This window comes from Paenibacillus sp. MAH-35 (assembly GCF_058135425.1).
The window spans coordinates 56,254-79,382 of sequence record NZ_JBYUPU010000011.1 but is presented as its reverse complement, the minus strand read 5'-3'; the positions used below and the strand labels follow the sequence as shown (position 1 = coordinate 79,382).

At 53.8% G+C, this 23,129-nt stretch carries 22 protein-coding genes; all 22 read left to right on the top strand.

The features are described from left to right. The first annotated feature begins 1 nt into the window (after position 1). Positions 2 to 1,114, top strand: coding sequence for a protein-glutamate methylesterase/protein-glutamine glutaminase (locus AC3Y2E_RS14305; protein ID WP_379211327.1), 1,113 nt, complete (start codon positions 2 to 4; stop codon positions 1,112 to 1,114). A gap of 101 nt (positions 1,115 to 1,215) precedes the next feature. After that, positions 1,216 to 3,273, top strand: a complete 2,058-nt coding sequence (locus AC3Y2E_RS14300) for a chemotaxis protein CheW (protein ID WP_379211325.1) — start codon at positions 1,216 to 1,218, stop codon at positions 3,271 to 3,273. A 15-nt stretch (positions 3,274 to 3,288) separates the two neighbouring features. After that, positions 3,289 to 3,750 carry a chemotaxis protein CheW gene (locus AC3Y2E_RS14295; protein WP_332072495.1) on the top strand — a complete coding sequence of 154 codons (462 nt, stop codon included), beginning with the start codon at positions 3,289 to 3,291 and terminating at the stop codon, positions 3,748 to 3,750. Positions 3,751 to 3,757: 7 nt separating this feature from the next. Then, positions 3,758 to 4,378 carry a chemotaxis protein CheC gene (locus AC3Y2E_RS14290; RefSeq protein ID WP_379211322.1) on the top strand — a complete coding sequence of 207 codons (621 nt, stop codon included), beginning with the start codon at positions 3,758 to 3,760 and terminating at the stop codon, positions 4,376 to 4,378. Continuing rightward, a complete protein-coding gene (locus AC3Y2E_RS14285; protein WP_190927956.1) occupies positions 4,375 to 4,866 on the top strand; it encodes a chemotaxis protein CheD in 492 nt (163 codons plus the stop codon). The genes AC3Y2E_RS14290 and AC3Y2E_RS14285 overlap by 4 nt, the downstream gene beginning before the upstream one ends. Before the next feature lie 2 nt (positions 4,867 to 4,868). Next, positions 4,869 to 5,294: a hypothetical protein gene (locus tag AC3Y2E_RS14280; protein ID WP_379211320.1), complete on the top strand. Its 426-nt coding sequence runs from the start codon at positions 4,869 to 4,871 to the stop codon at positions 5,292 to 5,294. A 16-nt stretch (positions 5,295 to 5,310) separates the two neighbouring features. Next, complete coding sequence (locus AC3Y2E_RS14275; RefSeq protein ID WP_190927960.1) at positions 5,311 to 6,096, top strand: FliA/WhiG family RNA polymerase sigma factor; 786 nt, start codon at positions 5,311 to 5,313, stop codon at positions 6,094 to 6,096. A gap of 28 nt (positions 6,097 to 6,124) precedes the next feature. Continuing rightward, positions 6,125 to 7,531: a flagellar assembly protein A gene (locus AC3Y2E_RS14270; RefSeq protein WP_379211317.1), complete on the top strand. Its 1,407-nt coding sequence runs from the start codon at positions 6,125 to 6,127 to the stop codon at positions 7,529 to 7,531. Positions 7,532 to 7,605: 74 nt separating this feature from the next. Next, on the top strand, positions 7,606 to 7,932 hold the full coding sequence (locus AC3Y2E_RS14265; protein WP_190927964.1) for a hypothetical protein: 327 nt from the start codon (positions 7,606 to 7,608) through the stop codon (positions 7,930 to 7,932). 27 nt (positions 7,933 to 7,959) lie between these two features. Continuing rightward, the gene (locus AC3Y2E_RS14260; protein WP_379211315.1) at positions 7,960 to 8,526 is read left to right on the top strand and encodes a DUF6115 domain-containing protein; all 567 of its coding nucleotides are present in this window, start codon (positions 7,960 to 7,962) and stop codon (positions 8,524 to 8,526) included. Then, the gene (locus tag AC3Y2E_RS14255) at positions 8,519 to 9,025 is read left to right on the top strand and encodes a hypothetical protein (protein ID WP_379211313.1); all 507 of its coding nucleotides are present in this window, start codon (positions 8,519 to 8,521) and stop codon (positions 9,023 to 9,025) included. The genes AC3Y2E_RS14260 and AC3Y2E_RS14255 overlap by 8 nt, the downstream gene beginning before the upstream one ends. A gap of 131 nt (positions 9,026 to 9,156) precedes the next feature. Continuing rightward, positions 9,157 to 9,369 carry a hypothetical protein gene (locus tag AC3Y2E_RS14250; protein WP_379211311.1) on the top strand — a complete coding sequence of 71 codons (213 nt, stop codon included), beginning with the start codon at positions 9,157 to 9,159 and terminating at the stop codon, positions 9,367 to 9,369. Between the two features lie 192 nt (positions 9,370 to 9,561). Beyond that, on the top strand, positions 9,562 to 10,260 hold the full coding sequence (gene rpsB, locus AC3Y2E_RS14245) for a 30S ribosomal protein S2 (RefSeq protein WP_190927970.1): 699 nt from the start codon (positions 9,562 to 9,564) through the stop codon (positions 10,258 to 10,260). A 126-nt stretch (positions 10,261 to 10,386) separates the two neighbouring features. Further along, positions 10,387 to 11,037: a translation elongation factor Ts gene (gene tsf, locus AC3Y2E_RS14240; RefSeq protein WP_190927972.1), complete on the top strand. Its 651-nt coding sequence runs from the start codon at positions 10,387 to 10,389 to the stop codon at positions 11,035 to 11,037. A 124-nt stretch (positions 11,038 to 11,161) separates the two neighbouring features. Further along, positions 11,162 to 11,890, top strand: a complete 729-nt coding sequence (gene pyrH, locus AC3Y2E_RS14235; RefSeq protein ID WP_190927974.1) for a UMP kinase — start codon at positions 11,162 to 11,164, stop codon at positions 11,888 to 11,890. Continuing rightward, positions 11,890 to 12,444 carry a ribosome recycling factor gene (gene frr, locus AC3Y2E_RS14230; protein ID WP_190927976.1) on the top strand — a complete coding sequence of 185 codons (555 nt, stop codon included), beginning with the start codon at positions 11,890 to 11,892 and terminating at the stop codon, positions 12,442 to 12,444. The genes pyrH and frr overlap by 1 nt, the downstream gene beginning before the upstream one ends. Before the next feature lie 73 nt (positions 12,445 to 12,517). Continuing rightward, positions 12,518 to 13,282, top strand: a complete 765-nt coding sequence (gene uppS / locus AC3Y2E_RS14225; RefSeq protein WP_379211306.1) for an undecaprenyl pyrophosphate synthase — start codon at positions 12,518 to 12,520, stop codon at positions 13,280 to 13,282. Between the two features lie 26 nt (positions 13,283 to 13,308). Further along, positions 13,309 to 14,103 carry a phosphatidate cytidylyltransferase gene (locus AC3Y2E_RS14220; protein WP_379211304.1) on the top strand — a complete coding sequence of 265 codons (795 nt, stop codon included), beginning with the start codon at positions 13,309 to 13,311 and terminating at the stop codon, positions 14,101 to 14,103. Between the two features lie 30 nt (positions 14,104 to 14,133). Next, entirely contained in the window at positions 14,134 to 15,279 is a 1,146-nt protein-coding gene (locus AC3Y2E_RS14215) for a 1-deoxy-D-xylulose-5-phosphate reductoisomerase (RefSeq protein ID WP_379211302.1), read from the top strand. A 148-nt stretch (positions 15,280 to 15,427) separates the two neighbouring features. Next, a complete protein-coding gene (gene rseP, locus AC3Y2E_RS14210) occupies positions 15,428 to 16,684 on the top strand; it encodes an RIP metalloprotease RseP (RefSeq protein ID WP_483875101.1) in 1,257 nt (418 codons plus the stop codon). A gap of 315 nt (positions 16,685 to 16,999) precedes the next feature. Further along, the gene (proS, locus tag AC3Y2E_RS14205; RefSeq protein WP_379211298.1) at positions 17,000 to 18,448 is read left to right on the top strand and encodes a proline--tRNA ligase; all 1,449 of its coding nucleotides are present in this window, start codon (positions 17,000 to 17,002) and stop codon (positions 18,446 to 18,448) included. A 187-nt stretch (positions 18,449 to 18,635) separates the two neighbouring features. Then, positions 18,636 to 22,946: a PolC-type DNA polymerase III gene (locus AC3Y2E_RS14200; protein ID WP_379211296.1), complete on the top strand. Its 4,311-nt coding sequence runs from the start codon at positions 18,636 to 18,638 to the stop codon at positions 22,944 to 22,946. The last annotated feature ends 183 nt before the right edge of the window (positions 22,947 to 23,129 follow it).

Below are 23,129 nucleotides of genomic sequence, written 5' to 3'. Positions count from 1 at the left end.
CGTGAGCAAGATTAGGGTGTTGGTTGTCGACGATTCCGTCTTCATGCGCAAAATTATTACCGACATGATTCAAGAGGACGCCAGGTTCGAAGTGGTGGACACTGCCAAAAACGGCTTGGAAGCCGTCGACAAAACGAAACGGTTAAATCCCGACGTTATTACGCTCGATATCGAAATGCCCGAGATGAACGGACTGGAAGCTTTAAAGCGGATTATGGCGGAGCATCCCGTTCCGGTCATTATGCTCAGCAGCTTGACCGAGGAAGGGGCGAAGGAAACGATCGCCGCTCTGGAGCTGGGAGCGATCGATTTCGTACGAAAGCCGTCGGGCTCGATCTCGCTTGATTTGTTTAAAGTGAAATCTTTGCTGATGGAAAAACTGTCGATCGCCGTTCAGACGCGGGTGTCCAGGGCGATGCCCGCTCCGCGCCAGACTCCGGCTCCGAATCGGGCTTCCATATCCGCACCGGCCATGAAGCCGCCCGTCTCTGCCGGCTCGAAGGAACTGATCGATTCGATGCCGGCTTCGCGGATTGACAAGCTGGTTGCGATCGGAACGTCGACAGGCGGCCCCCGGGCGCTGCAGCAAGTCGTGACGGGCCTGCCGGAAAAGTTTCCCGCTCCGATTCTTATCGTTCAGCATATGCCGCCGAATTTCACGAAATCGCTGGCGAATCGTCTCGACGCGACATCCCGGATCCGGGTAATCGAAGCGTCGGACGGCGACCGGCTGCGAAACGGCGTTGCTTATATAGCTCCAGGGGGATGGCATATGATCGTCAAGAGGGACGATGCCGGTTACAAAGTCCGATTGACGAAAGACGATCCCCGAAGCGGCCATCGGCCGTCGGTCGATATGTTATTCGAATCGCTGCTGCCGTTCCGGGAGCTGAAGCGCCATATCGTGCTTATGACCGGTATGGGCAGTGACGGCGCTAAAGGGATGCAGGCGCTCAGACAGGCCGGAGCCGTATCCACGATTGCGGAATCCAGCGAAACGTGTGTCGTATACGGGATGCCGCGAGCCGCAGCGGAATTGAACTGTCTCACTCACCAGCTTCCGTTGTATCAGATTGCCGCAAAGCTAAACGAGCTTGTACAAAGTCAGAGCTGAGTGCCTCGGAAGCGGCCGGCTGGCCGCGGGAACTCATTTTCAACGCACAGCACCAAACCGGGTGCTGCAACACTATACCGTTAACAGGGGGTGTACGACGAATGGAAATGAATCAATACTTGAGCATGTTTATCGATGAATCCCGGGAGCACTTGCAGGCGATGAACGAAAATATGCTGAAGCTGGAAGCTAACCCGGAGGATATCGGCATCGTGCAAAGTATTTTCCGTTCGGCGCATACGCTGAAGGGGATGTCCGCGACGATGGGATTCGAGGATCTCGCTTCGCTCACGCACGAGATGGAGAACGTGCTCGACCTCGTCCGCAACCACAAGCTGGCGATGAACCCGTTTATTTTCGACGCGATATTCAAAAGTTTGGACTCGCTGGAAGCGATGGTGGAAGACATCATCAATGGCGGAACGGGGCAGGCCGACGTCAGCGCGATCGTCGCTACGCTGAAATCGATCGTGTCCGGCGATTACGAAAAAAGCGGCTCAAGCGGCGGGAGCCCGGCGGCAAGCGCGCCGGCGGAAGCGGAGCTGGACGAGTTCCAATATTCGATCCTTCTGCAATCGCTGGAATCCGGACATCAGGTCTATTACATACAAGTATCGATTGAAGAAACTTGCGTCTTAAAAGCGGCACGCTCTTATATGGTATTTAATTTGCTGGAGCAAAACGGGGAAATCGTCAAATCGACTCCGTCTGTGGAAGACATTGAGAAGGAGAAGTTCGACAACTCGTTCACTGTTTACTACTTATCCCAGCTCAGCAAGGAAGAGCTGGAGAAGCAGGTCGGCAACATCAGCGAGATCCAGTCCGTTATCGCGGAGAAGCTGGATGAGAACAGCCTAAAGCTGAAAATGCAGCAGTCGCAAGCTCAGGCGTCTGCAGCGGCAGCATTGCAAATCGCCGAAGCCTCGCAGCAAACTGCAGCGACGGCGGTAGCGGCGAAGCCGGAAGCAGCGGCGCCGAAGGCCGCCCCTAGCGGCGGCGGAGCAGTTGCCTCGCGGACAATCCGCGTCGATATCGAGCGGCTCGATGTCCTGATGAACCTGTTCAGCGAGCTGCTGATCGACCGGGTCCGGCTGGAGCAGCTGGCCAGCGAGATTCACAGAAGCGATCTGACTGAGACAGTGGAGCATATGGCCCGGGTCAGCAGCGATCTGCAAAATATCGTGCTGAAGCTGCGGATGGTGCCGGTCGACAACGTATTTAACCGGTTCCCCCGAATGGTGCGGGATCTGGCCAAATCGCTCGACAAGAAGGTCGATCTGATCATTACCGGAGCGGAGACCGAGCTTGATCGCACGGTCATCGACGAGATCGGCGATCCGCTCGTCCATCTGCTGCGCAACGCCGTTGATCATGGCGTGGAGACGGTACCGGAAAGAATCGCCGCCGGCAAGCCGGAGACGGGCACGGTCAACTTGCGCGCGTTCCACAGCGGCAACCACGTCTTTATCGAGATTGAAGAAGACGGCAAAGGCATTAACCGCGACAAGGTGCTCGCTACCGCGCTGAAACGGGGAATCGTCACGCCGGAGCAGGCCAAGACGTTAACGGACGAAGAAGTGTACCGGCTCTTATTCGCCGCCGGATTCAGTACGGCGGACAAAATATCGGACGTATCCGGCCGGGGCGTCGGGCTGGACGTCGTCAAGACGAAAATCGAGTCGCTCGGCGGCCACGTACAGATCGATTCCAAACCTGGCGCAGGCACGAAATTTTCGGTACAGCTTCCTTTGACGCTATCGATCATTTCGGCGATGCTGATCCGTCTCGGGGACGAGAAATATGCGATTCCGCTTTCTTCCATCGTAGAGACGGCCGTCATTCAAAAGGAGGACATCCGCAGCGTACACGGCAACAAAATGATGGATTTTCGCGGAGGGTTTATTCCGCTGCTGTCCATCAGCAAGTTGTTTGAAGTTACGAGCTACTCGGAAGACGATGAGACGGAGACGGAGATCGTCGTGATCCGCAAAGGAGACAAGCTGGCCGCGCTCATGGTGGACGAATTTATCGGTCAGCAGGAAATCGTGCTCAAATCGTTAGGCAAATATTTGACGAATCTGTTCGCCGTATCCGGAGCGACGATACTGGGCGACGGGCAAGTCGCGCTTATTATCGATCCGAACGCGTTAATCAAATAAAAGGAGGCACCTATCATGGGAGAAGAGTTAAAAGTTATCGTATTCTCGCTTGCTCATGAGCAGTACGGCGTCGAAGTGGATAAGGTCAAAACGATCGAACGGATGCAGCCGTTGACGCGCGTGCCGAAAACGCCGGCGTTTGTCAAAGGAGTTATCAATCTGCGCGGGGTCGTCGTTCCTGTTATCGATCTGCGCGGCCGTTTCAATTTGCCGGAGGCCGATTACACCGACAACTCGCGGATTATTATCGTAGCCGTCAAAGACCTGGAAGTCGGGATGATTGTCGATACGGCGAACGACGTAGTCGATGTGGACAGCGATGCAATCGAACAGCCTCCGGAGATCGTCGGCGGAATCCGGGCCAAATATTTGCGCGGGCTTGCCAAGCTGAAGGACGACCGGCTGCTAGTGCTGCTTAATTTGGAGGAAGTGCTGAATAAAGCGGAGATTGTACAGCTGGAACAGCTTGGAGACTAAACGACCTATGACCGAATTTGGCAGCATCGCAGACTATCAACTTGACGTTCTTAAAGAAATCGGAAATATTGGCGCGGGCAACGCTGCGACGGCGTTGTCCAAGCTGCTCGATAAACCTGTCGACATGCAGGTGCCGCAAGTGAATATGCTTCCTTTCGAAGATATTATCGAAGCGCTTGGCGGGTCGGAGCAGATCGTGCTCGCCATCTTCCTGCGGGTTACCGGAGAAGCTCCGGGCAATATGTTCTTCATTCTGACCCAATCGTCAGCCAAGCTGCTGCTTCAAAACTTGGCGGGAATCGAAGTGGAGGACGAAGAGCAGTATTCGGAGATGGAACTGTCCGCCTTGAACGAAATCGGCAATATTTTGGCGGGATCGTACTTGTCTTCGCTCGCGGACTTCACGAAGCTGAGCATGTCGCCCTCCGTCCCCTCGCTTGCGATCGACATGCTGGGTGCCGTAATCAGCTACGGTCTTATGCAATACGGGGAGATGGGGGACAAGGCTTTGTTTATCGATACGAAGTTTTTTGACGGCAGCGACGCCGTAGAAGGACGATTTTTCCTCGTGCCCGATCCCGAGTCGTTCCACAAAATTTTTACAGCGTTGGGAGTACCCGTGGAATGACCGAACTGCTCATAAAGGTGGGAATGGCTGATTTAAATGTAACGACCGGAACGGGCGTTCTCAAAACGACCGGGCTCGGGTCATGCGTAGGCGTAACGATTTACGATCCGAAGGCGAAGGTGGCCGGTATGGCCCACGTCATGCTGCCTTCCTCGGATATTGCCAAGGAAGGCAGTCTCAATATCGCCAAATACGCCGACACGGCAATTCCCGAGATGGTGAAAAGAATGCTCAATCTCGGTGCGGTCAACTCGCGGCTCGTCGCGAAGATGGCCGGCGGCGCTCAGATGTTCGCGTTCAGCACGTCCAACGACACGATGCGGATCGGGCCGCGCAATGTCGAATCCTGCAAGGAACAGCTCAAACTGTTTTCCATACCGGTACTGGCGGAGGATACGGGAGGCAACTTCGGCCGGACGATCGAGTTTCATACGGACACCGGAGTTCTCGTCCTGCGCACCGTACAACAAGGAGTAAAGGAACTGTAGCTATGATCGGATCGTATCGATGGAACCTGGTTTTAGGAACGCTCGGTTTTGCGCTGACGTTTATCCTTTCAATCGAATACAACTTTATTTGGCGGACGCTGATGAGCAGCGTTTACAGTTTCCTCATTATATTCGTTGCAGCCTTCGCGCTGCGCTGGATACTGGGAACGCTCATCGGGTTGAAGCCGCAGCCCGTTTCGGATTCCGGGCAGCCTATGGAATCGCAGCTTCCGGACGAACCGGTCGGCCAGACGGTGGATACGGCGACTCCGGACGATCAGGACCAATTAAACGAAATGTTGAAGGAACAGTTAAACCGCTCCGATTCGGAACCTTTCGTGCCGCTTCAACCCAAGAAACTGGCCACGGTGCAGGAGACGGAAGCTCAGGAGCTGGCGCAAGCCGTAAGGCATTTGACAGAAAAGTAAGAGGAGTGCGTGCGGAATGATTGCACTGAAGCAATCCCCCTTGTCCAATATCGGCGTATGGAAACAATGGAAAAGTGACGGTTTGCTTTCGGCGAAGCAGGCGCTGATCGAGCATTATTTGCCGCTCGTGGATTATGTGGTCGGCCGCCTCCTCATCGGATTGCCCAAAACCGTCTCTAGGGACGATTTATCGAGCTATGGTATAATGGGATTGATCGATGCGATCGAGAAGTTTGACTACGAACGCGGACTGCAGTTCGAGACGTACGCGTCTTGGCGCATTCGCGGCGCGATCATCGACGGGCTGAGGCAGGGAGATTGGGTCCCGCGGTCCGTCCGGGAAAAGGCCAAAAAAATCGAGGATGCCTATCAGAAGCTCGAACAGCACTACTTGCGCTCTGTGACCGATGCCGAGATCAGCGCTTATTTGGAAGTCAGCGAGAAGGAGTTTCAGCAGATGCTCCAGGAAATCTCGATTACGACGGTATGCTCGTTCGACGACCCGATTAAGGAAGAAGATTCGGAAACCCGGTTATCGCTGATGGTCGATGAAAAGGCGAAAAACCCCGAATACAAAGTCAACGAATTTTTTCTGAAGGAGTCACTTGCGAAAGCGATCGATAAGCTGACGGAGAAGGAGCGCACCGTCGTTTCGCTGTTTTATTACGAGGAGCTTTCGCTGAGCGAGATTGCGGAAGTGATGTCGTTATCTCCGTCGCGCATCTCCCAGCTTCATTCCAAAGCGGTGCTGAGGCTGAGAGGATCGCTGGGAAGATGGAAAAATCAATTGCTCCAGCAATAGCGGGAAGTAAAACCAAGGAGGAATCACATTGTCCACCGAAAAGTCTTTGGACCACTTATTAACTGTGAGCCTAGCCGAGGACAAAATGTCAGCCTCCATCCAAGTCGTTTCGCTTCCGGGCTCTTTTCCTTATACGGTTAACGACATAATTGCTTTTCTTCATAAGAATGACGTGCGAAGCGGAATTCAGCCAGATATCGTCAATCGACTCATCCAAGATCCGAAGCCGTTCTTTCAGACCAAAACCGTAGTAGCCACCGGCATACTTCCGGGAGCCGGAATTGACGGATACGTGCGAAGCCTGTATGAAATGGATGCAGCAGCGACAAAACCGGCGGAGCTAGAGGATGGAACCGTCGATTATAAGGAAGTGACCCGGCTGTCGAACGTCCGCAAAGGGCAACTGATCGCCGAGCGGGTTCCTCCCAAGGAAGGAACCCCCGGCAAGACGGTGACGGGCGAGCCGATTCCCGGCCAGGCGGGCAAAGAAAGCCGGTTCAAAATCGGCAAAAATGTCGTAGCCGACGGCGAGCAGAAAGCGCTTTATGCCGCAATAGATGGGATGGTCGTCAAGACCGATCACGACAAAATCAACGTGTTTCCCGTATTTGAAGTGAACGGGGACGTCGATTACCGGATCGGGAATATCGATTTTCTGGGAACCGTCGTCATTCGCGGCAACGTCCTGTCGGGCTTCAAAGTGAAGGCGGCCGGCGACATCCGTATTACTGGCGGCGTTGAAGGGGCCGAAGTGGAAGCGCTCGGCTCGATTGAGATCAGCGCTGGTGTTCTGGGCCATAATAAAGCGGTTATTCGCGCAGGCGTCAATCTAAAAAGCTCGTTTATTCAGGACGCGGTTATCGAGGCTGGAGGCAACGTTCACGTCTCGCAAAGCATCCTGCACTCCCAAGTCCGGGCAGGGCAACACGTATATTGTACCGGCCCGAAAGGACTGATCGTAGGCGGGACGATCCAGGCGGGGGAGAAGGTGGTTGCCCGAACGATCGGCAACTCCATGTCCACACCGACGGCGATAGAAGTCGGCGTGTTGCCGGAGCTGCGCAACGAGCTCTCTACGCTGCGTCAGCAGCTTCGAAATGTGCAGGACGGTCTGGATAAGACGGACAAGGCATTAACGCTGCTTGACCAGCTTGCCGCCGCCGGATCACTGACGCCTGAGAAGCTGGCTTTGCGGATCAAGCTGTCCCATACGAAGAAACAAGCGGCTGACGAACAAATCGCTTTCCGCGAGCGCATTCTCGAAATTGAAAAAACGCTCGAAGATACGGAACGCGCCAAAGTGGAAGTGATCTCCATGATATACGGCGGGACGAAAATCGTAATCGGCCGATACACCCGCTTTATTAAGGACGCTACGCCCAGAGTCCATTTCATGTACTCCGAAGGCGATATATCGATGCTGCCTAACGGGTAACTTCTCCCGTACAGCCTGAACTGAAGGCGTCCTCGGCCCGCAGAAAGCCAATACTCCGCACTGGAGGGGAAAGCATGAGCCTTAGATCAGTTGAGATGCAAATCGCGATACCGCGCACAAGCGAAGCGGCCAGCGTGCAAAACCAGTTGTCGCAAAAGCCGATGTATGATCAGGCGGCGCTGGCTGCCAAATCGACGGAACAAAAGGAACGTCAGCTTCAGCAAAGCGCCAAAGTGGACGAGGCAGCGGAGCCGCAAATCCGAGACGACCAGCAGAGAGGCTCGAAGGGAAGAAGGGACCGTTCAGGCGCCAAGTCCAATACGGGAAAGAATAATCAGGCCGGAAGCTCCCCGGGGAGCGGGCATCCGTACAAGGGGCATCATATTGATTTTTCTTTATAACTGGTCAGAAGAAGGTGAACAAGCAGCATGGATCCCTGGCTGTATATCGTGTTGCTCGGATTGGTCCTCATCGTCTATGCGAAGCTTGTTCCGAAGAAAGAGCCCGCGGCAAAGCAGACGAATGTAATGAAAGAAATCGAAGACACGATGGAGCTTTTCTCCGCAGAGCTGGAAGAGGAGAACAAGCAGCTTCTCGGGCTCGTCTCCGGGATGAAACAAGAGCACGAAGCCCATACCGCGACTTTGCTGGGCCGGATCGAAGCGCTCGAACAGCAAAATAAAGCGGTTAACGAGCAATTAAGCATTCTGCTGGACCAGCGAATGCGGAAAGAACCAGTCCCGGCTGCCGCCGGCGCAGAAGCTCCTGTCCTGGACGCCCTTCCGGTTGCCGCTCCTTTGGCGCAGCAGGCCGAGGAACCGGCCGTTCAGCCGGAACCGGTGCCTGCAAGTATCCGCGATCGGTATCCCGACGTTTTCCGGTTATACGAGCAGGGCAAATCGACCGAATATATCGCCAAGAAGCTGGAAATGAACAAAGGCGAGGTTATGCTGATCATCCAGCTCGCGAAGCAGGAGGACCAGAGCCGTGTTTAAAAATAAAGGTTTCGTGTACGGCCTAGGGATCGGCCTCATCGCCGGAGCGGTTATGCTGCAGCTGATGTTTAAGGTGGACGAGATGGAAAACCGCACGATCCGGCAAGGGGGACCTGCCGCCGTCGATCAGCTTCAGGCCGAGGCGGACAAGCTGAACTACAAGGTTGTTCCTAAAGACCAGAAGACGTACTCCGACAAAGACATCGAAGCGATCCGTCAGAAGACGTCCGAGGAAGAACGCTCGAAGCTCGCCGCACAGCCGGTTCCGCAGCAGGTTCCGCCGAAAACGGTAAGCTCGGTGTACATTACGGAGCAGATGAACGCGTATCATGTGGCCGATATGCTGCTCAAAGCGAATCTGATCGCGGATTCGAACGGCTTTGTCACCACTTTGCGGGACAAAAAGTTAACGACGCGCATACGTGCAGGGTCGTACTCGTTTGAGGGCGGCGCCTCTGTGGACGATATTATTTCAAGGATAACGATAGCGAACCCATAGACCGTATTTCGCCTTGCAAGCGAATCCGGTCTATTCGCCGTATGACCCGGGGCGGGCTGAAGCAGGAAATCCGCGGTTCGCGTCGAACCGCTAACGGTAGGAAGACGCGATGAAGTGGGGAGGATGTAGCGATGGCCGTGTATACCGTTCATTTTTATTTTATCGGCGGAGGAAGCCACCAGATGGAAGTTCAGGCCGATACGTTTTCGCAAGTATCGATGAGCATTACGCATAACCGCGACGGGTGGTTCGGCAAGCAGGGGGACTTGATTCAGTTGCGCAATGTGGAGCGTGTCCAGATTGCCGAGTCGGACGAAGGCCGCCCCAGAACGGGCAGGTTTTAGCCGCTTTGTCGAAAGCTAGCGGATTCGGTTGCAAACCCTATTTCGGATATGGTATAGTAATTGACGGTGTTAAACCACGCACGCCATTCAATTTCTTTGAAGGTGCTCACGCTCCTGTCCGGGAGATGAGTCTCAAAGAAAGATGCGACTGGCGGAGGAAACCCAAAACCAATTTAGAGGAGGTGTGTGAAGATGGCAGTAATCTCCATGAAACAGCTTCTGGAAGCTGGGGTACACTTCGGTCATCAAACCCGTCGCTGGAACCCGAAAATGGATCGTTACATCTTCACCGAAAGAAACGGCATTTACATTATCGACCTGCAAAAAACGGTCAAAAAAGTGGAAGAAGCGTACAACTTCGTAAAATCGGTCGCTGAAGAAGGCGGCACGATCCTGTTCGTAGGAACGAAGAAGCAAGCTCAAGATTCCGTTAAAGAAGAAGCAGAGCGCAGCGGCATGTACTACATCAACCAGCGTTGGCTCGGCGGCACTCTGACGAACTTCTCCACGATCCAAAAACGGGTTAACCGTCTGCATGAGCTGGATCGTATGGAAAGCGACGGAACGTTCGATCTGCTTCCTAAAAAAGAAGTTATCATTCTCCGCAAAGAAATGGAACGCCTGGAGAAATTCCTCGGCGGCATCAAACATATGAAGCAATTGCCAAGCGCGCTGTTCGTTATCGACCCGCGTAAAGAGCGCATTGCAGTTGCTGAAGCACGCAAATTGGGTATTCCGATCGTCGGTATCGTTGACACGAACTGCGATCCGGACGAAATCGACTACGTCATTCCGGGCAACGACGACGCGATCCGCGCCGTGAAGCTGCTGACAGGCAAAATGGCCGACGCCGTTATCGAAGCTCATCAAGGCGAGCAAACGACAGCTTAATTGATCGGTACAACGAAAGGGTGGTTAGAAGGTTATATAACCTCTCGCCGCCCTTTTTTTAAAGAGAATATTCGATCGTTCACAACTCCGGGCAGAACGGGGTAATTTAAGGGAGGTACGACGGAAATGGCAGTATCGGCACAAGCAGTTAAAGAATTGCGCGAAAAAACCGGAGCAGGCATGCTCGATTGCAAAAAAGCTTTGGAAGAAGCAAATGGAGATCTGACAAAAGCAGCCGAGCTCCTTCGTGAGAAAGGGTTGTCCGCAGCAGCTAAAAAAGGCGACCGCATCGCAACCGAAGGTCTCGTGGAATCTTATATTCATGCAGGCGGCCGGATCGGCGTGCTTGTCGAAGTCAACTGCGAAACCGACTTCGTTGCCAATACGGATTCGTTCCGCGAATTCGTCCGCAGCATCGCGATGCAAATCGCAGCTACAAGCCCGCTGTACGTCGGTCGTGAAGAAGTACCGCAAGAGGCGCTGGACAAAGAACGCGAAATTTTGAGAAACCAGGCTCTGAACGAAGGCAAACCGGCTCATATCGTCGACAAAATGGTAGAAGGCCGTCTCTCGAAATATTACGAAGAATACTGCTTGCTCGAGCAGCCATACATTAAGGATCAGGACAAAACGGTCAGCATGCTGCTGAATGAAAAAGTGGCTACGATCGGCGAGAAAATCGCGATCCGCCGTTTCGTTCGTTATGAGCTCGGCGAAGGTATGGAGAAAAAGCAAGACAACTTCGTGGAAGAAGTTATGGCTCAAGTCAAACAATAAGGTAGCGTCCGGACAACCAATACCAGAGATTCGGTATTGGTTGTCCCATAACTGCCCGACAAAAGGAACACAGGTACAGCGTGTTCCTTCTTTTGTAACGGAACCGGCATAGGAGGAGACCATATTGGAACGACCGAAATACAAACGAGTGGTGTTGAAGCTTAGCGGGGAAGCGCTCGCTGGTCAACAAGGATACGGAATCGACTCCGCCATGATTTCAGAAATCGCCGCTCAGGTGAAAGATATACACGAATTGAACGTGGAAGTGGCTATCGTCGTCGGTGGGGGCAATATCTGGCGAGGCATCGCCGGCAGTGCCAAAGGAATCGACCGGGCTACTGCGGACTACATGGGGATGCTGGCAACGGTGATGAACTCGCTGGCGCTGCAAGACGCCCTGGAGCAAATCGAAGTTCCGACCCGTGTTCAAACGTCGATCACGATGCAGCAAGTAGCGGAGCCATACATTCGCCGCAGAGCGATTCGCCATCTCGAGAAAGGCCGCGTCGTTATTTTTGCAGCCGGAACCGGCAATCCTTATTTCTCGACGGATACGACTGCAGCACTCCGTGCGGCTGAGATCGAAGCGGAAGTTATCCTTATGGCCAAAAATAAAGTGGATGGTGTCTACAGCGCAGATCCGTTCAAAGATTCGAATGCCGAGAAATTCGAAACCCTCACCTATATGGAGATGCTCAACAAAAACTTGGGCGTAATGGATTCAACAGCATCGTCGCTCTGTATGGATAATAATATTCCTTTGCTCGTATTTTCCATCACCGAACGCGGAAATATTAAACGGGCCGTATTGGGCGAGAAAATCGGAACGATTGTGAAAGGGAGTGCACATTGATGCCGCAGTCCATTAAGAAAAATGCGGAAGAACGTATGGAGAAAGCGATTGGAGCGCTCAAAAGAGAACTAGCTGCTTTGCGCGCAGGACGCGCCACCCCGGCTCTGCTGGATCGCATCCAAGTCGAATATTACGGGTCGATGACGCCGGTCAATCAGCTGGCGAATATTAATACGCCCGATTCCCGCACGCTTATGATTCAGCCGTGGGACAAGTCTTCCATGGGCGCGATCGAGAAGGCGATCTTAAAGTCGGAGCTGGGTCTTACTCCTTCCAACGACGGCAGTGCGATTCGTCTCAGCATTCCGCCGCTTACGGAAGAACGCCGCGGGGAACTCGTCAAAATGACGAAGAAATATGGCGAAGAAGCGAAAGTGGCGATCCGCAATATTCGTCGCGATGCTAACGATGAGATTAAAAAACTCGAGAAAACGACGATTTCCGAGGACGAATCCCGCCGTCATCAGGACGATATTCAAAAATCCACAGACAAGTTCATTGCTGAAACGGATAAAGTGCTGGCGGCCAAAGAGAAAGAGATTATGGAAGTGTAACAGCAGGGATCAAGGCCCCCCGGTATCGAAGGGGGATTTTTGTGTTCGCTTCGAACAGGGGTGTGTGGGTACTATGTTCCATCTTTTCAAAAAGGCGCAATCCGACCGGAGCGTAAACAATATCGGGCAATTGCAGCCGGACAATATTCCGGGTCATATCGCGATTATTATGGACGGAAACGGCAGATGGGCCAAAAAACGGGGCTTGCCCCGCATCGCCGGGCATCATGCGGGCATGAAAGCCGTAAAACGGACTACGATCGCGGCGGACGAACTGGGAGTTAAAGTGTTGACACTGTACGCCTTTTCCACGGAAAACTGGAAACGTCCCCGCGAAGAAGTCGACTTTTTGATGAAGCTGCCTCAGGAATTTTTGGCGCTTGAACTCGATGAACTGGTCGAGAAAAACGTTCAGGTCCGACTGACCGGATGGAAGGAAGGGCTTCCCGGCCACACGCTGGAAGCGGTGGAAACGGCGATCGAACGAACGCAAAGCAACAACGGTCTTATCCTTAATTTTGCGCTCAATTATGGAAGCCGCCACGAAATCGTAAATGCCGTCCGTGAAATCGCCGAGCAAGTGAAGCGGGGAGAGCTGAACGAAGAGGACATATCCGAATCGATTCTCTCCAGCAAGCTGCTTACAGGCAATTTGCCCGATCCCGACCTGATCATCCGGACGAGCGGAGAAATTCGGATCAGCAACTTCATGTTATGGCAGATGGCCTATTCCGAGCTTTGGTTTACCGACATTTATTGGCCGGAGTTCACCGAGCGGCATCTGATGCAGGCGATCGGCGAATACCAGCGCCGGGCTAGACGATACGGAGGCCTGTAGCACGTTTTTCGGACGGAGGAAATCGGTTGAAACAACGAATTATTACCGGCGTCGTCGCAGGTGCCGGGTTTTTACTATTTCTCGTTCTAGGCGGTTTTTATTATACCGCCTTGATTTTGCTGCTCGCAGCTGTCGCTTATTTCGAATATACGCGTATGAACGGTCAGCCGCAAATACGCTTAATTACGTTGCTCGGATACCTATCTACGCTGTACATCGCGTTTCCTTGGGAGAAATATCCCGAGTGGAAGGCGCTTTCCTACGAATCGACGGCGTGGCTGGCTCTATTTCTCATGTTCGCGGTGACGGTTATATCCAAAAACAAAGTGACGATCGACCAGATCGCGCTTGTGCTTCTTGGCGCTTTGTATATCGGTACAGGCTTTCATTACATGATAGCGACGCTTCTGGGCACGAACGGCCTTTACTGGACCTTGCTTCTGTTCGTATGCGTCGTGGCGTCCGACACGGGAGCCTATTTCACAGGGCGCGCGTTTGGGAAGCGTCCTTTGTGGCCTACCATCAGCCCCAAAAAAACAGTGGAGGGAGCTTTGGGCGGAATCGCCGTTTCGATTGTTGCTGCACTCTGCTTTTCTTTATATGCTCCTTCTCTGTTGTTTTGGGGAAGCGCCATCGGGCTCGGGCTCGCGATCGCGGTCGTCGGTCAAATGGGCGATCTGATCCAATCCGCCTACAAACGAATTCGCAATATTAAAGATACCGGCGCTATCCTGCCGGGGCACGGGGGCGTGCTGGACCGCTGCGACAGCTGGCTGATCGTCTTCCCGTTCGTCCACCTGCTGTCTCTTATCCCGCAGTAACCGGCCATTTAACGGAGGTGCCATAGAAGTATGAAACGAATCTCTTTACTGGGCAGCACCGGATCGATCGGAACGCAAACGCTGGACGTGATATCCCGCTATCCCGAACAGTTTCAAGTCGAAGCGCTCGCAGCGGGGCAGAACGGAGATTTGGTGGTCGAGCAGGCGAACCGGTTCCGGCCCAAGCTCGTATCCGTCTCTTCGAAGGAACTGGCGGATACGGTAACCCCGCGGCTCCCGGCCGGAACGGCTGTTGTGTACGGAGAGCAGGGGCTGATCGAGGCGGCGGCCAACAACGATGCGGATATGGTCGTCACGGCGATTGTCGGAAGCCAGGGATTAAAGCCGACGCTAGCTGCAATCGAAGCCGGGAAACAGATCGGTCTCGCCAACAAAGAAACGCTCGTAAGCGGAGGGCATCTCGTCTCGGCTGCGGCGCAGCGCAAAGGCGTGCAAATATTGCCGGTAGACAGCGAGCATTCCGCGATTTTTCAATGTTTAAACGGCGAATCGATAAAATCGGTCCGGAAAATCGTCCTGACGGCTTCGGGCGGTTCCTTCCGTGACCGTACGCGGGAGCAGCTCGCAAACGTTACGGTGCAGGAAGCGCTGGCCCATCCGAACTGGTCGATGGGAGCAAAAGTGACGATCGATTCGGCTACAATGGTCAATAAAGGGCTGGAGGTCATCGAGGCACACTGGCTGTTCGGGCTAGCGTACGAGCAGATCGAGGTGCTCATCCATCCGGAAAGCATCATCCACTCGTTCGTCGAATACGAAGACCGCAGCATCATCGCTCAGATGGGACTGCCCGATATGCGAGTTCCGATCCAGTATGCGCTTACATATCCGGACCGGTACGTCTCTCCCGTTCAATCTCTGGATTTGACGGAGCTTGGCAAGCTGCATTTCCGTACGATGGATTTCGATCGTTTTCCTTGCCTGCGTATGGCTTTTGAATGCGGAAAGACGGGCGGAACGATGACGACGGTATTTAATGCGGCGAACGAGGTCGCCGTAGCCCGGTTTTTGGCCGGTGAAATCACGTTCCTCGGCATTGAGGAAGTGATCGAATCGGTGATCGGGCGCCATCAGCCGATCCGGCTTCCGGCTCTGGAAGAAATCGACGAAGCGGACAGCTGGGCCCGCCTGGCTGCCGGTGAAATACGGGTGTAGGGAAAGACCTCCGACTTCAGGTTCTGATCCTTGCGGCTAGCTTGTATTATAGTAAAGAATAATGTTAATCTTAGTACAGGCTGAAACAAGAAACTGCGATACGATCGCAGCCCGAGCTTTACGGGATAAGCGCCGCGGGAGGAAGATGCTGTTGTCACCTCAGGTCATATTTCAGATTGTGCTTATGTTTTTCGTACTTGTGACGATCCATGAATGGGGACATTATTATTTCGCGAAACGGGCCGGTATTCTCGTGCGCGAATTCGCTATCGGTTTCGGTCCTAAGCTGTTTTCGTTCACGCGCGGGGAGACTCGCTACACGCTTCGTTTGCTTCCGATCGGCGGTTTCGTACGGATGGCGGGCGAAGATCCGGAGATCGTCCAGATTCAGCCGGGCCAGACGATCGCCGTCGGTCTCGAGCAAGGACGCGTAAGCCGGATTTACCTCGATCAGCTGGATCAGAGAACAGGTGTGGTGCAAGGAACGGTAGAGCAGATCGACCTGGAGCATCAGCTCAGCGTGAAGCTGGATGTGGACGGGGAGAAGCTGACCTATGCCGTACATCCTGCCGCGTTTATGATTACAAAAGGCAAAGAAGCGCAAATCGCGCCTTGGGACCGGCAGTTCGGAAGCAAGACGGTCGGACAGCGGGCGTTGTCGATATTCGCCGGGCCCCTCATGAACTTTATCCTGGCATTCGTTTTGTTCGTGACCGTCATGTTTTTGGCGGGAATGCCGACCAATGTGAAGATCGACCGGGTAGAGCCCGACTCTCCCGCCCAGAAGGCGGGGCTGCTCGCCGGGGATATTATCACCCAAGTGAACGGACAGCAGATCGGTTCCGCACCGAGCGAATTAACGGGCCTTATTCGCGGCTCGGAGAACAAGAAGATGGACTGGACCATTTTGCGTGGCGGGCAGGTACAGCTTCTGCAAGTAACTCCAGAATTAAAAGAGAACACCGTATTGGTCGGTGTTCGGCTGACCGCCGATACGCGGACAACGACAATCGGCGAGGCGTTATCCGGCGGTTGGAACAATATGGTCGAGGCTACGAAACAAATTATGATCGGCTTCAAGACGCTGGTGACGGGACAGTTTAAGCTGGACGATCTCGGCGGTCCGGTCCGGATTGTGGAAGTGACCGGGGAGCACGCAAGCGCAGGCCTTCCGCAGTACACGTTCTGGTGTGCCGTCTTTAGCTTATATTTGGGGATATTCAATTTATTGCCATTCCCTGCGTTGGACGGCAGCCGACTAGTTTTTCTCGGTCTCGAAGCAGTCCGGGGAAAGCCGGTCGATCCGAATCGGGAAAGCATGGTCCATTTCGTTGGCTTTGCGATGATGATGCTGCTTATGATTGCCGTTACGTACAACGACATTTTGCGCTTGATCAAAGGCTGAGGCCATCCGGCAGGACACAAGCGATTGTGTCCTGTTGCCGGTTTACGGCGATGCAGGCACTACGCTTACGCTTAGCGGCAAATAGGAAGACCATTTAATTGCTATCTTCGGTCTTACGAAGCTTTTTATGACGATCTAGCCGAGATATGCTAAAATGGCGTAATAGAGTCACTTTCCATCGTCTTCACGACGCAGGCTTTTTTTACAAAAAAGCCCAAGTTTATCCTTACGACGCAAGCTTTTCTACGAAAAGCTCAGTTTATCCTTACGACGCAGGCTTTTTTTACAAAAAGCCCTCAGGAGGCCCAGTCGCTCATGTCCAAAGAAAAACAATTTGTTAAAGAAATTACGCCTCAAGCCGAAGATTTCTCCCGCTGGTATCTCGACACGATCAGCAAGGCGGAACTGATGAGTTATTCGCCGGTTCGCGGTTGCGTCGTTCTTCGTCCCGACGGTTACGAGATTTGGGAACATATACAGCGCGAGCTGGACCGCAAGTTCAAAGAAACCGGCCACCGCAACGCTTACTTCCCGCTGTTCATTCCGGAGAGCTTCTTCCAGAAAGAGAAAGAACACGTGGAAGGCTTCAATCCCGAACTGCCCTGGGTGACGGAAGCGGGGGGAGAGAAGCTTGAAGAGCGGCTTGCCATCCGTCCGACCTCGGAGACGATGATCGGCCATATGTACTCGAACTGGATCAACTCGTATCGCGACCTGCCGGTACTGATCAACCAGTGGGCCAATGTAGTGCGCTGGGAAAAGCGGACGCTGCCGTTTTTGCGGACGACGGAATTTTTGTGGCAGGAAGGCCACACGGCCCATGAGGACGAGAAGGACGCCCGCGAAGAAACGATGCGGATGCTGGAAGTATACCGTGAATTCGCGGAAAACTTCCTGGCGATTCCGGTCATCGTCGGACAGAAGACGCCTTCGGAGAAGTTCGCCGGCGCTGTCGACACGTATTCGATCGAAGCGATGATGAAGGACGGCAAAGCGGTTCAGGCAGGAACTTCGCACTACTTGGGAACCAACTTCGCACAGGCGTTCGATATCAAATATTTGGACCGGAGCAACGAGCAGCAATATGTACATACGACGTCCTGGGGCGTCAGTACACGTCTGATCGGCGCGCTGATTATGGTGCACGGGGACGACCGCGGACTGGTGCTTCCGCCCAAGGTCGCTCCTACGCAAGCTGTCGTCATCCCGATCGGCCCTCCGAAGACGCGCGATCAGGTCGTGCCGCGCGCCGAAGAGATGTTTTACGAGCTTAAACGGGCCGGTATCCGCGTGAAGCTGGACGATAACCCGGATCAAAGCCCGGGCTGGAAATTCAACGAATACGAAATGCGCGGAGTACCGATCCGCATCGAATTCGGACCGAGAGATATGGAGAACGGACAAGCGGTTCTCGTCTCCCGCGTAACCGGGGAGAAACGTCCGGTGAAGCTCGATGCGATCGTAGACGAAGTGCAGAAGCTGCTGGAAGAAGTTCATCAGGCGATGTATGACAACGCCAAGGCGTTAATGGAAAGCAACTTCAAATCGCTCGACACGCTGGATGAGATGAAAAGCTTCCTGGAGGCGCAGCGCGGGTTCGTTCTCGCCGGCTGGTGCGGTTCGGACGTATGCGAACGTCAAGTCAAGGAAGAAACCGGGGCGACGAGCCGCAATATGCCGTTTGAACCGAAGGAACACAAGTCCGCCTGTATCGTGTGCGGCTCCAAAGCGGAACATACGGTCGTTTACGGCAAATCGTATTGATCGGTTCGGCGATGACCCCAAGAAGGGACATGGATGAGCTTCCGGCTTACATCCGCTTTTTGGGGTCATTTTATGTCCCGGCATGAGGGACGACGAGTGCCCATGAACCGGCAGGAAGGAATCCCCCTGCCTAAGAATCTATCAATCTGCCAATGCGACATCACTAGCTAGTTTGGGAGGGAACCGGATGAGCAACGCGGCGGACAAAAGGAAGCGGTTTGAGCTGCTGCTGGAGCAGTCGGCCGTGCCGGCCAACGTCGTCGAAGCGTATTTTACGGACGGTCATATCGAGAGGGTGGAATGCAGCCGGAGCAACCGGGAATGGACGTTTATCATCGCCAAGAACAAAGTTGTTCCGGTAGATATTTACCGTTCATTTTATAAAATGGTGCGGGACAAATATGTGCATATCGCCAAAATCCGCATGATCTTCCACTATTCCGCCGAGGTGGCCGACGAGCAGCTGCTCGAGCATTATTGGGGGCTGTTCATCGATTGGGTGCAGCGGGAAGCGACCTCGGTCAACGGCTGGATGAGCAAAGCGTCTTATGAGGTGAACGGAGGCGTCATTACGCTGCGGATGCTTGACCCGATCGGACTCGAGATGGCCCGCAAAAGAAGCGTCGACGGCTGGGTGCAGCGGTTTTTCGAGGAAAATTTCGGCCGCCGCTATAACGTCAGACTGGCGCTAAGCGAGACCAGCAACGAAGTGTTTGAAAAGTTTGCGCAGCGGGTCGTCGAGGAAGAGCGGACGGTTATTCAGGAAATTATGACGTCCGTGGACACGGAGCCGGAGCTGCCGGAAGTTCCGGAAGGCGATCTGAAGCTGATGATCGGTTATGAGATCAAAGATCCGCCGGTGCCTCTGAAGGACGTGCTGGAGGAAGAGAAAAAAGTAACGGTGCAGGGGCTCATTTTCGGCCTGGACAAAAAGGAACTGAGAAACGGCAACACGCTGTTCGAGTTCAAGCTGACCGACTTTTCCGATTCTCTCATGCTGAAGGCGTTTGCCCGCAACAAGGAAGATTTGAAAATATTAAACCTGCTTCAAAACGGCAAATGGATTCGTGTGCGCGGCAAAGTGGAGTACGACCGGTTCATGATGACTCCGGAGCTGGTTATGATTCCAAGCGATCTGACCGAAGTCGTGGCGCCCCCGGAGCGAAAGGACGACGCGCCCGAGAAACGGGTGGAGCTGCATCTGCATTCGACGCTCAGTACGATGGATGCCGTAACCCCGATCGACGAATATATCAAAACCGCCGCAAAGTGGGGGCACAAAGCGATCGCGCTAACCGACCACGGCAACGTGCAGGCGTATCCGGAAGCGAACAAAGCCGCGAAAAAGCACGGAATCAAAATGATTTACGGACTCGAAGCGAACGTCGTTAACGATGCGGTGCCGGTTGTCATGAATGCGGCGGACCTATCGCTTGCCGAAGCGACTTACGTCGTATTCGATATCGAGACGACCGGTCTGTCGGTTATCAACAACAAGATCATCGAACTGGCCGGCGTTAAAATGCAGGACGGCAAAGTGATCGACAAGTTCGAAACCTTCGTCAATCCGCACGAAAAAATCCCTTATCATATCACGCAATTGACCCATATTACAGACGAAATGGTTGTGGGCGCGCCCGAACTGGAGGATGTGCTCCCGAAATTTATCGAGTTCGTCGGCGATGCGGTGCTTGTGGCGCATAATGCCAAATTTGATATGGGCTTTATTCAGGAATCGTGTAAAAGGCAGCAGCTGCCGATTTTGCCGAACCCCGTTCTGGATACGTTGGAATTGGCCCGCTTGCTGTATCCTTCGCTCAAAAACCACAGACTTAATACGTTGTCCGACAAGTTCAAGGTCAGCCTGGACAATCACCATAGGGCGGTAGACGACTCCGCGGCGCTCGGGCAAGTGTTGTTCCATATGCTGAAAGAGGCGGCCGATCGCGGCAAGCTGCAGCTCACTCAGTTGAATGACGAGGTCGGGAAAAATTTGTCCAACACCCGTCCGTTCCACTGCTGCATTTATGCCAAAAATGCGGATGGAAAAAAGAACTTGTATAAGCTGATTTCGATGTCGCACACCGAATATTTCAACCGGGTGCCCTGTATTCCCCGCAGCAAGCTGATCGAGCTCCGGGAAGGGCTTCTGATTTCATCCGGCTGCGAGAAAGGCGAGTTTTTCGAAGCGGTGCTTAACAAGTCGATGGAGGAAGCGGAGCAGGTTGCAGAGTTCTACGACGTGCTGGAAGTGCAGCCGATCGGCGTGAATATGCATCTGGTGGACAAAGGGCTCGTCGGCAGCAGATTGGAGCTGGAGGAGGCGAACCGGCGCGTCGCGCAAATTGCAGAGAAGCAGGGCAAGTGGCTGATCGCTACGGGCAACGTGCACTATTTGCGCCCCAGAGAGAAAATACACCGGGACATTACGATTCATGGCATCACCGGGTTTAGTCCGCTCAAGGATATGAAGAAGCCGGACGTTCATTTCCGCACGACAAAGGAAATGCTCGACGAATTCGCTCATTTGGGCCAAGAGAAAGCGTACGAAGCCGTGGTCACGAATACGAACTTATTCGCGGATCTGATCGAGGAGTACGATCTGTTCCCGAAAAAGCTGTTTACGCCGATTATTGAAGGAGCGGAGGACGTAATCCGCACAACATGTTACAATACAGCCAAAGATCTGTACGGAGATCCCGTTCCCGAAGTAGTCGTCAAGCGTCTGGAGAAAGAGCTCGTGCCGATTATCAATTACGGCTTCTCCGCCAACTATCTGATCTCCGCCCGCCTCGTCAAAAAGTCGAACGCCGACGGATACCTGGTCGGTTCCCGGGGTTCCGTAGGCTCGTCGGTAGTCGCCACGTTTCTCGGGATCTCGGAGGTTAATCCGCTGCCGCCGCACTATATGTGTCCTTCCTGCAAGCACAGCGAATGGATTCTCGATGGCAGTATACCGAGCGGTTTCGATCTGCCGGACAAAGATTGTCCGGAGTGCGGAGCGAAGCTGAAGGGCGAAGGCCAAGATATTCCGTTCGAAACGTTCCTGGGCTTTAAGGGCGATAAGGTTCCCGATATCGATCTGAACTTCTCCGGGGAATACCAGCCTGAGGCGCATAATTTCACGAAGGTGATGTTCGGCGAAAAAAGTGTGTTTCGTGCAGGAACGATCGGTACGGTTGCGGAGAAGACCGCATTCGGTTATGTCAAGAAATACGAGGAAGACCAGGGCAAGCAATGGCGGACGGCCGAGGTGCTGCGTCTGGCTCAAGGCTGCACCGGCGTAAAGCGCAGTACGGGACAGCATCCGGGCGGAATCGTCGTCGTGCCCGATTACATCGAAGTCGAGGACGTTACGCCGGTTCAATACCCGGCCGACGACACGAAGGCCGATTGGAAAACGACCCATTTCGACTATCACGCGTTTGAGGAAAACTTGCTCAAGCTCGATATACTCGGACACGACGATCCGACGATGATGCGGATGCTGCAGGATTTGACCGGTGTAGACCCGACGACGATTCCGATGAACGATCCGAAAGTAATGAGCTTGTTTAACTCTACTGAGGCGCTGGGCGTAACGCCCGAACAAATCCGTTCGTCTGTCGCCACTTACGGGGTGCCGGAGATGGGGACGAAGTTCGTCCGTCAGATGCTTCAGGAAACGCAGCCTTCCACGTTTGCCGACCTGCTGCAAATTTCCGGATTGTCTCACGGTACGGGAGTGTGGCTCGGCAACGCCCAGGAGCTGATCCGGAACAATACGTGCAACATTAAAACCGTTATCGGGTGCCGGGACGATATCATGCTGTATCTGATCTATAAAGCGGGACTGGATGCGGGTCTGGCGTTTAAGATTACGGAAAGCGTGCGTAAGGGCCGGGGGCTGACGGACGAGTGGATCGATGAAATGAAAAAACATAACGTGCCGAAATGGTATATCGATTCGTGTCTGAAGATCGAATACATGTTTCCGAAGGCGCATGCCGCCGCTTACGTTATATCGGCCGTACGTACCGCCTATTTCAAGCTGTATCACCCGATCGCATATTACGCCACGTATTTTTCGGTGCGCGCTTCCGAAGATTTTGACATCGAGCTGTGCTGTCAAGGCTACGACGCGATCAAAGCTAAGCTGATCGAGATTGAGGAGAAAGGGTTCCAGGCGCTGCCCAAAGAGAAAGCGATGATCTCGGTGCTGGAGATGGCGCTGGAAATGACGGCCCGCGGATTTTCGTTCAAAAGCATCGATCTGTACCGGTCCGACGCGACGCGGTTTATAATCGACGATAAAGCTCTCATCCCTCCCTTCTCTTCCATTCAGGGAGTAGGGGAAAACGCGGCCCGCAATATTGCGGCTTCCCGGGAAGACGGGCCGTTCCTGTCGATCGAAGACTTCCAGACGAAGTCCAAAGCGACCAAAACGATCATCGAAATACTAGGCGGAATGGGCTGCTTCCGCGGCTTGCCGGAGTCCAACCAGCTGTCCTTGTTTTAACGGCTCGGAACCTTCCTTATAGTGCGAGTTCAAAAAGTCCGGTTTTCAGCACCGAGAAGATGGGATGAAGCTAGGAAATGAGGGGCGGAGCGTAGTGGCAGCTTTCGTGATCACCGGAAGTTCCGGCTGAATTCCATATTCGATGACGAGCAGGCTTCCTGATCGGCTTCGAGATCAAAAGTG

Excerpts from the sequence above, each read along its gene's own strand:
- AC3Y2E_RS14300 (WP_379211325.1), top strand. The coding sequence starts at position 1,216 with ATGGAAATGAATCAATACTTGAGCATGTTTATCGATGAATCCCGGGAG.
- AC3Y2E_RS14295 (WP_332072495.1), top strand. The coding sequence starts at position 3,289 with ATGGGAGAAGAGTTAAAAGTTATCGTATTCTCGCTTGCTCATGAGCAG.
- AC3Y2E_RS14290 (WP_379211322.1), top strand. The coding sequence starts at position 3,758 with ATGACCGAATTTGGCAGCATCGCAGACTATCAACTTGACGTTCTTAAA.
- AC3Y2E_RS14285 (WP_190927956.1), top strand. The coding sequence starts at position 4,375 with ATGACCGAACTGCTCATAAAGGTGGGAATGGCTGATTTAAATGTAACG.
- AC3Y2E_RS14280 (WP_379211320.1), top strand. The coding sequence starts at position 4,869 with ATGATCGGATCGTATCGATGGAACCTGGTTTTAGGAACGCTCGGTTTT.
- AC3Y2E_RS14275 (WP_190927960.1), top strand. The coding sequence starts at position 5,311 with ATGATTGCACTGAAGCAATCCCCCTTGTCCAATATCGGCGTATGGAAA.
- AC3Y2E_RS14265 (WP_190927964.1), top strand. The coding sequence starts at position 7,606 with ATGAGCCTTAGATCAGTTGAGATGCAAATCGCGATACCGCGCACAAGC.
- AC3Y2E_RS14260 (WP_379211315.1), top strand. The coding sequence starts at position 7,960 with ATGGATCCCTGGCTGTATATCGTGTTGCTCGGATTGGTCCTCATCGTC.
- AC3Y2E_RS14250 (WP_379211311.1), top strand. The coding sequence starts at position 9,157 with ATGGCCGTGTATACCGTTCATTTTTATTTTATCGGCGGAGGAAGCCAC.
- rpsB (WP_190927970.1), top strand. The coding sequence starts at position 9,562 with ATGGCAGTAATCTCCATGAAACAGCTTCTGGAAGCTGGGGTACACTTC.
- tsf (WP_190927972.1), top strand. The coding sequence starts at position 10,387 with ATGGCAGTATCGGCACAAGCAGTTAAAGAATTGCGCGAAAAAACCGGA.
- frr (WP_190927976.1), top strand. The coding sequence starts at position 11,890 with ATGCCGCAGTCCATTAAGAAAAATGCGGAAGAACGTATGGAGAAAGCG.
- uppS (WP_379211306.1), top strand. The coding sequence starts at position 12,518 with ATGTTCCATCTTTTCAAAAAGGCGCAATCCGACCGGAGCGTAAACAAT.
- AC3Y2E_RS14215 (WP_379211302.1), top strand. The coding sequence starts at position 14,134 with ATGAAACGAATCTCTTTACTGGGCAGCACCGGATCGATCGGAACGCAA.
- proS (WP_379211298.1), top strand. The coding sequence starts at position 17,000 with ATGTCCAAAGAAAAACAATTTGTTAAAGAAATTACGCCTCAAGCCGAA.
- AC3Y2E_RS14200 (WP_379211296.1), top strand. The coding sequence starts at position 18,636 with ATGAGCAACGCGGCGGACAAAAGGAAGCGGTTTGAGCTGCTGCTGGAG.